The organism is Halovivax sp. (assembly GCA_007119345.1).
Taxonomy (GTDB): Archaea; Halobacteriota; Halobacteria; order Halobacteriales; family Natrialbaceae; genus Halovivax.
Window position 1 is genome coordinate 1 of the sequence record SKPV01000181.1, and the last position, 8,366, is coordinate 8,366.

Below are 8,366 nucleotides of genomic sequence, written 5' to 3' on the forward strand. Positions count from 1 at the left end.
AGCCTTTCGAGTCGATCGATCCGATCAGCCTTTCGAGTCGATCGATCCGATCAGCCTTTCGAGTCGATCGATCCGATTAGCCTTTCGAGTCGATCGATCCGATTAGCCTTTCGAGTCGATCGACCGTCGTCCACCCGAACGGTGTCGAACCCTTTCTCACGCATGCAGCGGCCCTACCGACGGCGTCGACCAACGCAGACACATGAGCGACACGAGGTACGACGAGGGCGACGTCGTGGCGACGCCGGACGGACGCGGCGTCGTCGCGGCGGTGCTGACCGGGGACTTCGAGTTCCCGCAGGGCGACGACGAGATCAGGGTAACCGCGAGCGAGGACAGCCCCGGCTACGTCGTCGGGCTGGAATCCGTGGGTTCGGCCGTCTATCGAGCCTCGGCGCTGGAGGCGAGTTCGTTCGATGACGGGACCGGCCCAACCGAGGGGGAGTCGGAGACCCAGATCGTCGACGCGGACGTCGACGGACTGGACCGGCTCCCGGCGGGCTGGGACCGGGAGAGCGTCCTCGAGTACTGGTCGTCGATCGGCGGCTCGTGGGAGGCGTGCGCCGAGGACACGAGCGACGAACTCGACGAGGAGCGGGCGAGAGCGCACTGCTCGGCGATGAAAGACGAAGTGTTGGGGACCGAGCGGTGGCGAAATCGGTTTTGAGATCGACGGGAGCGGGGCCGGTCAGTAGATCAGTTCGTCGTCGTTCTCGACCATGTAGAGCGTCCGGGCCGCGATGTTGACCGCGTGGTCGCCCACGCGCTCCAGGTCGCGGATCGTCAGCAGCAGCCGGTAGACGTCCTGGAGGAGGAGCTCGACCTCCTCGGGAGCGTCCAGTTCGCGCTCGATGAGGTCGCGGACGACGATCTCGCTCGCGCGCTCGGCGAAGTGGTCGACGTCGTCGTCGCGGGCGGCGAGTTCGCGGCAGGCCGCGACGTCCTCCCGGTCGTACGCCTGGACGGCGTCGTCGACCATCTGGAGGGTGGCGCTGCCCATCTCCTGGACGTCGACGTCGGGGAAGAGGTCGCGCTCGGCGTCGATCGTGTACTCGCCGAGGTTGACCGCGAGGTCGGCGATCCGCTCCAGGTCGGTGATGATCTTGAACGAGGCGGCGATGAACCGCAGGTCGCTCGCGACGGGCTGTTGGAGGGCGAGCAGGTCGATGCACTTCTGTTCGAGGTCGAGGTACATTCGGTTGACCTCGCCGTCGCCCTCGATCACCTCCCGGGCGAGCTCCTCGTCCTTGCGGTCGAGGGCGTCGAGGCCCATCCGGAGGCGCTCCATCACCACCTCCCCCATGTAGCAGACGTCGGAGCGGAGTTCCTCCAGTTGCGCCTGATAGGACTTCCTGGCCATTACTCGGACAAGAACGACCGACGTTGATGTACCTTGCGCCTGGTCGACTCTCGTGAGACGGGCCGAGGGACACGCCGAGCCGGTCGCGGGCCCGATGTATGGGCCGGAGCCCGAGGACATATCTCGGTGGCGACCGCCCGTACGAACGATGGGCGACCGTCCGGAGTCGAACGGAACCGAGGACGCGGATGCGGGATCGGAGCGGGCGGAGCGGACCCACGAGGGCGCGGACGACGAGAACCCGGACGAGCACCCCTACGGCGAGGACTGGCCCGATCTCCGCGATCGCGTCTGGCGGCGCGACGGCCACGCCTGTCGGCGCTGCGGCGCAGACGATCGGACGATCCAGGCCCACCATATCGTCCCTCGCTCCGCGGGCGGTCCCGACGTCCCCGAGAATCTGCTCACGCTCTGTCGACCCTGTCACGGCGTGGTGCACCCGACCAACGACTCCTTCGACGACGTCCGCGACGAGGCATCACTCTTTCCCGACAAAGACGCCCCCGAACCCGTCGCTCTGATGAAGTCGCCCGAGGATCGAGTTTGCGACCGCTGCGGTCGCGAGCGCGACGATCCGACCGAACTGCTGGCCTGGCGCGACCCGCCGACCGGTTCCGCCGACCGACCGACGGACCACCTGATCCTGTGCAAGCCCTGCGCCGGACTCGTCCTCGATCGGAATCCGGACAGTCACCGCGAGGACCTCGAGGGCAACCACCGCTTCTCCGTCGGCGAGGTATCCGCCATGGTCGACGAGGCGTCGGTCCGGCCGAGCGTTTGGGCGCCCGAACCGGTCGCCGTCCGACGGGAACCGCGAACCCGGCGGGAACGCGTGGTCGACGACACGCCGCTGCGGTTCGTTCTGAACAGCCGGGCGGCGACGTGGGCGGTCCTGCTCGTGGTCGGCTACCTGCTGTTGATGGTCGGCGTCTCGGCGCTGTAGAACGTGTGTGGTTCCGACGGGTGACCGCGAGCGCGCCCGACCGACGGGAGGGCGCGCGAGCACGGGGAAGGGCTGGATTGGGCCAGCTCACTCACCGCGAGCGAGCCAGCTGTGCGGGAGAGCGAGCGGGCCGACGACCGATGTGGAGAGCGCGGCGCGAAGCGCCGCGTACAGGCGAACGGCGAAGCCGTGAGCCAGGACGCTCGAAGAGCGTCCGGAACGGAGGGAGGAGTGCTTTTGATCAACCTTTTGCCGAGTGTCGGCGCGCCGTGGAGCGCGATAGCGCTCCCGGCGCGACACGAACGCAGGGTAAAATGTTGTTAGCCGAACTTCCCCGTAATGTAGTCTTCGACCCGCTGGCTCTCGGGGTTGTTGAAGATCTTGGTGGTGTCGTCGAACTCGACGAGGTGGCCGCCCGTGAGGAAGACGGCGGTCTTGTCGGAGATGCGGGCGGCCTGTTGCATGTTGTGGGTGACGATGACGACGGTGTACTCCTCGGCGAGCTCCTCGACGAGGTCCTCGATCTGGGAGGTGGCGACGGGATCCAACGCGCTCGCGGGCTCGTCCATCAGGATGACCTCGGGGTCGGTCGCGATGGCGCGGGCGATGCAGAGTCGCTGTTGCTGGCCGCCGGAGAGGTCGAGGCCGGACTCGTCGAGGCGGCCATCCACCTCGTCGAGGAGGGCGGCTCGCTCCAGGGCCTGCCGGACCCTCGCCTCGACGTCGCCGTCGTCTTTGCCCTGCACGCGGAGGCCGTAGGCGACGTTGTCGAAGATGCTCTTCGGGAAGGGGTTGGGCTTCTGGAACACCATCCCGATCTTCCGCCTGAGGGCGACCGGGTCGACGTCCTCGTCGTAGACGTTCTTGCCGTGGAAGTAGAGCTCGCCGTCGACGCGGGCGACCTCGATCAGGTCGTTCATCCGGTTGATCGACCGGAGGAACGTGGACTTCCCGCAGCCGGAGGGGCCGATGAGCGCGGTCACCTGGTTCTCCGGGATGTCCATGTTGATACCGTGGAGCGCCTGGGTGTCGCCGTAGTAGACGTCGAGGTCGCGGGCTTCGATCACCGCGTCGTCGAGGTGGGGCGAGCCCGCCGGTTCCTCGTCCCAGGCGCTCGCGGACGTCGGCGACGTCGACGCGTCTCCCGTCTCCTGACGCCCGACCTGTTCGGAGGCGCCGCCGTCTGCAGTCATGCGGTCGAGTAGGGAATCGGCCTTGACCCAGTTACCTGTTGCGAAGCGTCGGCCGGGCCGCGCGACGGTCGAGGCGTGGTCGCCGAGGCGACGTCCGAGCGTCGTCGGGTGCCGAGTGGTGGGGTCGGCGAGACGGCGGGTGGTGGGGTCGGCGAGGCGGCGGGTGGCGGACTCGGCGAGGCGGCGGGTGGCGGACTCGGCGAGGCGGCGGGTGGCGGACTCGGCGAGGCGGCGGGTAGCGGACCCGGCGAGGCGGCGTTCGACGGTCGTCCGGTGGCGGGTGGTGCGGTCGGTCATGATCGTGGATCGTACTTGTTGCGGATCAGGATCGCCGTCAGGTTCATCAGGAACAGGACGGTGAGCAGGACGACGATGCCGGCGGCGGCCGCGTGGTGGAACTCCGTCTGGGGTCGGGTGGCCCAGTCGAAGATCTGCATCGGCATCGCCCCGAACGAGCTCCTGAGGCCGTCGGGCGGGACGATCGACGTGGTCGCGGCGCCGACCAGGATCAGCGGCGCGGTCTCGCCGATCGCCCGCGAGAGCGAGAGGATCGTCCCGGTCATGATGCCCGGCAGGGCGCGCGGCAGGACCACGTCCCGGGTGACCTGCCACTGGGTCGCGCCGATGCCGTAGGCGGCGTTGCGCTGGGAGTCGGGGACCGCCCGGAGCGCCTCCTGGGCGGAGACGATCACGATCGGCAGGATGAGCAGCGTCAGCGTCAGCGCGCCCGCCAGCAACACCGGGCCCAGTCCGGCGCCGCGGACGAAGATCGCCAGGCCGAGCAGCCCGTAGACGACCGAGGGCACGCCGGCGAGGTTCGCGATGTTCGCCTCGATGAACGAGGTGATGCGACCGTCCGGCGCGTACTCCTCGAGGTAGATCGCCGCGCCGACGCCGAGAAACAGCGTGAAGATCGCCGTCAGCGCGATCAGGAGGATCGAACCGACGATCGCCGGGTAGATGCCGGCCCCGCGGAAGCCGCCCTGGAAGTTGTCGGCCACCTGCGTGGGCGGATAGGTGAGGAACTCCCAGGTCACCCACCCCCAGGACTCGTAGACGACGTCGGCCAGCAGCGCGAGGAGCGCGACGACGCCGACCATCGCCGAGGCGAAGCAGACGCCGACGAATACCCTGCCGATCGCCCGCTTGCGGGCGATGTCGCCGGCGTCGCCGAACGGGGTCTCCGTCTCCGCGCCCGCCGAGTCGGTCTCGACGCTCATTGGTACTCCTCCCGGTAGCGCGACTTGATCCAGAGGCTGAACAGGTTGAGCGAGAGCGTCATGGCGAACAGCGTCAGGCCGACGGCGAACAGGCTCACGTAGCCGATCGAGCCCGCCGACACGTCGCTGATCGCGATGTCCACCATGTACGCCGTCATGGTCTGGCCGGGTTCGCGCAGGTCGAGGGTGATCTGCGGGGTCATCCCCACCGCAAGGGTGACCGCCATCGTCTCGCCGATCGCCCGCGAGAGCGCGAGGATGTAGGAGGCGACGATGCCCGACAGGGCCGACGGGACCACGACGCTCGTCGAGACCTCGAACTTCGTCGCCCCGAGGCCGTAGGCGGCGTTCCGGAGGTCGTCGGGAACGGAGCTCATCGCGTCCTCGCTCAGGCTCGAGACCATCGGGATGATCATGATGCCGACGACGATCGCGCCGGCGGCGAGGTTGAAGGTCCCCGTCCCCGGGAAGACGCGCTGGAGCTGGGGCGTGATGAACGAGAGCGCGAAGAAGCCGTAGACGATCGTCGGGATGCCGGCGAGCACTTCGAGGGTGGGTTTGAGGACCTTTCGGACCTGCGGATCGGCGTACTCGCTGAGGTAGACGGCGGTCGCCGTGCCGATCGGGATCGCGACGAGCGCCGAGCCGATAGTGATCACGAGCGTCCCCCACACCAGCGGGAGCACGCCGTAGCTCCGCGGCGTGATGACCGGCGACCAGTCGGTCCCGGTGAGGAACTCGACGATCGACACCTCGTCGAAGAACGCGAACGAGCCCTGCAAGAGCACGAGGAAGATGCCGAGCGTCGTCAGGACGGTCACGAGGGCACAGGAGAAGAACACCCACCTGGCCAGGTCGTCGACGCGCTCTTCGACCGGGCCGCCGCCCGTGGTCAGATCGAGCTCCTCGCCGGTGTCGCTCATCCGACCACCTCGTCGATCGCGCTCTCGAGTTTCTCGGCGTTCGCCGCGACTCGTTCGTCGGAGAGCCCGAAGAACCGGACCATCCTCGCCGACCACTGACCCCAGGTCAGCGGTTCGTCGTCGTCGACCACGTCCGCCTGCCGCGCCTGGTCGTCGATCTCCTCGTAGTAGAATCGGGCGAACGCCCGCACCTCCTCTCGTGCCAGGGCGTCCGTACGGACGTACGCGTACAGCGGCCGCGTGAGGGGCTGGTACTCCTCGCTCTCGACCGATTCGAGGGTCGGTACCTCGCAGCCGCCCCCGTCGTCGACGCCGATCAGCTTCAGGTCGTCCTCGTTCTCGTAGAAGTAGCCCGCGCCGCCGAAGCCGAGGGCGTGTCGGTCACCCCGAACCCCGCGGATGATGACGTTCGTGTCCGCGCTCGGGCTGTAGTCGGAACGGATCGCGCCCACCTCCCCGTTGATCGTCTCGGTGAAGTAATCGAACGTGCCGGAGGCGGGATCGCGACCGTAGAGGTCGAACGCCTCGTCGGGCCACTCCGAGCGGACGTCGCTCCACGTCTCGACGGCGGAGCCGGGCTCCCAGATCCGGCGCAGCTCGTCGACGGTCAGGCAGTCGCACCAGTCGTTCGACGGGTTGGCGTAGATCGCCAGGCCGTCGAGGGCGACCTCGAGCTCGACGTGCTCGATCCCGTTGTCCTCACAGAGGTCGGCCTCGTCGTCCTTGATCGTCCGACTCGCGTTCTGTACCTCCGTGGAGCCGGTACAGAACAGCTGGAATCCGGCGCCCGTCCCCGACCCCCTGACCGGGACCTCGACCCGGTTGTTTCGCCAGGCGAACTCCTCGGCGACCGAGGCGCTGTGCGGGAGCACGGTGTTGCTGCCGTCGACCCTGATCTCGCCCTCGAGGCCGCTGTCCTCGCCGTGGACGAGACAGCCCGCGAGCGCGGCGACGCTCCCGCCGGCAGCGGCGAGCAGGGACCGGCGCGCGACCCCGGCCCCTCGCTCGCTCCGCCGCGGTCCTTCCATCACGTTGTCCAAGGGCCCAGGGTATCTAAATACGCTACTATGTTGTCTATATATCCCTATGTTCGTGAACGGTGTGCAGCCCCGATCGACGCGCGGCGAACGCGTTCGGTCGCCTCGTAAACCCCGAAATACGTCGTTCGAGAGCGTTCCAGGGAGCGTTTATAGATCGCGAGCCATATATATTACTCCGCCACTACGCGCCCGTATGGAGACCCGCAAAGTGCAGGTGACCGGGGGTGCTACGTATACGGTCTCGCTGCCGAAGGACTGGGCGACCGACAACGGCGTCGAGGCCGGCAGCACCGTCGAGTTCTACCCGGAGGACGACGCCCTCTTGCTCACGCCGCGCAGCGAGGACGACCACCAGGAGGGGACCCTCGACGTCACCGACCTCGCGGGCGAGCAGCTCACCCGGGCCGTCATGACGATGTACGTCAGCGGCTTCGACATCATCCGACTGGCGGCCGACCGCATCGCCACCGAGCAGCGCCGGGCGATCCGGGACGCGACCCAGAGCCTCGTCGGCGTCGAGGTGCTCGAGGAGACGACCGACAGCGTCGTCATCCAGGACCTGCTGGACTCCGCGGAGCTGTCGATCGTCAACGCCGTCTCCCGGATGCGACTCATCGCGGAGTCGATGCTCGAGGACGCCGTCCGCGCGCTGGTCGAGAACGACGACGACGTCGCCCAGGACGTTATCGAGCGCGACGACGACGTCGACCGGCTCTTCCTGGTCGTCTCGCGCATCTTCCGGGCGACGCTCCGCTCGCCGACGGCGGCCGAGGCCCTCGGCGTCTCCCGCGAGGACTGCTTCGACTACCACTCGAGCGCCCGCCAGCTCGAGCGCGTCGCCGACCACGCCGTCAAGATCAGCCAGCTCGCCCTGAAGTTGGGGGAGATTCCACAGGCGGTCGCCGACGCCCTCGTCGCGCTCCACGACGACGCCTTCGACGTCCTCGAGAAGTCGATGAACGCGCTGGTCGCCGAGGAGAGCGAGCGGGCCAACGAGCTGGGGCACGCCGCCCGCGAGGCGGTCCTCGAGATCGACGAACACACCCGCCGCATCGACGACATGCTCCGCGGGCTCGACCCCGTCGAGGCCCAGTCGCTCGGGCTGATCGTCGACTCGCTCTCGCGCTGTGCCGACTACGGCGGCAACATCGCCGAGACGGCGCTGCAGAAGGCCGCGCCGAGACCCTAAAGGGTCGAACGTCAGCGGTCGCACAGCGGCCAGCGAGACGCGGAGCGTCTCGCCAGGCCCAGCCCCCGGGCGGGCCGGGGGCTGTCTGGCCTCCGTGTTTTCTACACCGTCCGGGGTATCCCCGGCGCGGAGACGTCCGGATCGTAATACCCACACCCGTCGTCCAGCGACGAACGCGCGGGAGAACGGGCGCCCGAATTACTCGACGAGAAGAGCGTTGACCTGGCCGGTCTGCCCGGGGCGAGAGGTGACCCGAGCGGTCCCCTCTGAGGTCTCGATGATCGCGCCCTTCGTGATGATGTTCCGGCGGACGTAGTTGGGGTTCGCGTCGTTTTCGACCACGTCCTCGATCTCGGCGGTCACGGTCTCGCCGTCGGTGTGGACGCTCGCGACGTTCGTCGCCAGCGCGCGGACCTTCTCGCCCGCGCCGCGGACGTCGACGGTCCGATAGCGGGGCTCGCCGACCTGCGTCTCCGTCGGCGAGCGGCCGAGTTCGTA

General features: G+C 68.3%; 9 protein-coding genes. 3 read left to right on the forward strand and 6 right to left on the reverse strand.

Annotated features, from left to right (window positions below; all coding sequences use genetic code 11):
- Nucleotides 1-202: 202 nt before the first annotated feature.
- Nucleotides 203-667 carry a hypothetical protein gene (locus QZT59_RS12230; RefSeq protein ID WP_290816472.1) on the forward strand — a complete coding sequence of 155 codons (465 nt, stop codon included), beginning with the start codon at nt 203-205 and terminating at the stop codon, nt 665-667.
- 21 nt (nt 668-688) lie between these two features.
- Here the strand turns inward: QZT59_RS12230 and phoU are convergent, their stop codons facing one another.
- Nucleotides 689-1,360, reverse strand: coding sequence for a phosphate signaling complex protein PhoU (gene phoU, locus QZT59_RS12235; protein ID WP_290816476.1), 672 nt, complete (start codon nt 1,358-1,360; stop codon nt 689-691).
- Between the two features lie 148 nt (nt 1,361-1,508).
- On the opposite strand from phoU, the gene QZT59_RS12240 reads away from it, so the two are divergent.
- The gene (locus QZT59_RS12240; RefSeq protein ID WP_290816479.1) at nt 1,509-2,303 is read left to right on the forward strand and encodes an HNH endonuclease; all 795 of its coding nucleotides are present in this window, start codon (nt 1,509-1,511) and stop codon (nt 2,301-2,303) included.
- 320 nt (nt 2,304-2,623) lie between these two features.
- Here QZT59_RS12240 and pstB read toward each other — a convergent pair whose 3' ends face one another.
- The 4 genes from pstB to QZT59_RS12260 all read right to left on the reverse strand — a co-directional run bounded on the left by pstB (nt 2,624) and on the right by QZT59_RS12260 (nt 6,667).
- Nucleotides 2,624-3,496, reverse strand: a complete 873-nt coding sequence (gene pstB / locus QZT59_RS12245) for a phosphate ABC transporter ATP-binding protein PstB (RefSeq protein ID WP_290816495.1) — start codon at nt 3,494-3,496, stop codon at nt 2,624-2,626.
- Nucleotides 3,497-3,789: 293 nt separating this feature from the next.
- Nucleotides 3,790-4,716, reverse strand: coding sequence for a phosphate ABC transporter permease PstA (gene pstA, locus QZT59_RS12250; RefSeq protein ID WP_290816482.1), 927 nt, complete (start codon nt 4,714-4,716; stop codon nt 3,790-3,792).
- Complete coding sequence (pstC, locus tag QZT59_RS12255) at nt 4,713-5,639, reverse strand: phosphate ABC transporter permease subunit PstC (RefSeq protein ID WP_290816485.1); 927 nt, start codon at nt 5,637-5,639, stop codon at nt 4,713-4,715. Before pstC ends, pstA begins: the two co-directional genes overlap by 4 nt.
- On the reverse strand, nt 5,636-6,667 hold the full coding sequence (locus QZT59_RS12260) for a PstS family phosphate ABC transporter substrate-binding protein (protein ID WP_290816488.1): 1,032 nt from the start codon (nt 6,665-6,667) through the stop codon (nt 5,636-5,638). Before QZT59_RS12260 ends, pstC begins: the two co-directional genes overlap by 4 nt.
- Nucleotides 6,668-6,872: 205 nt before the next feature.
- On the opposite strand from QZT59_RS12260, the gene QZT59_RS12265 reads away from it, so the two are divergent.
- Nucleotides 6,873-7,868: a PhoU domain-containing protein gene (locus tag QZT59_RS12265; protein WP_290816490.1), complete on the forward strand. Its 996-nt coding sequence runs from the start codon at nt 6,873-6,875 to the stop codon at nt 7,866-7,868.
- Between the two features lie 198 nt (nt 7,869-8,066).
- Here the strand turns inward: QZT59_RS12265 and QZT59_RS12270 are convergent.
- A partial coding sequence (locus QZT59_RS12270) for a 30S ribosomal protein S8e (protein ID WP_290816493.1) occupies nt 8,067-8,366 on the reverse strand: 300 nt, incomplete at its 5' end.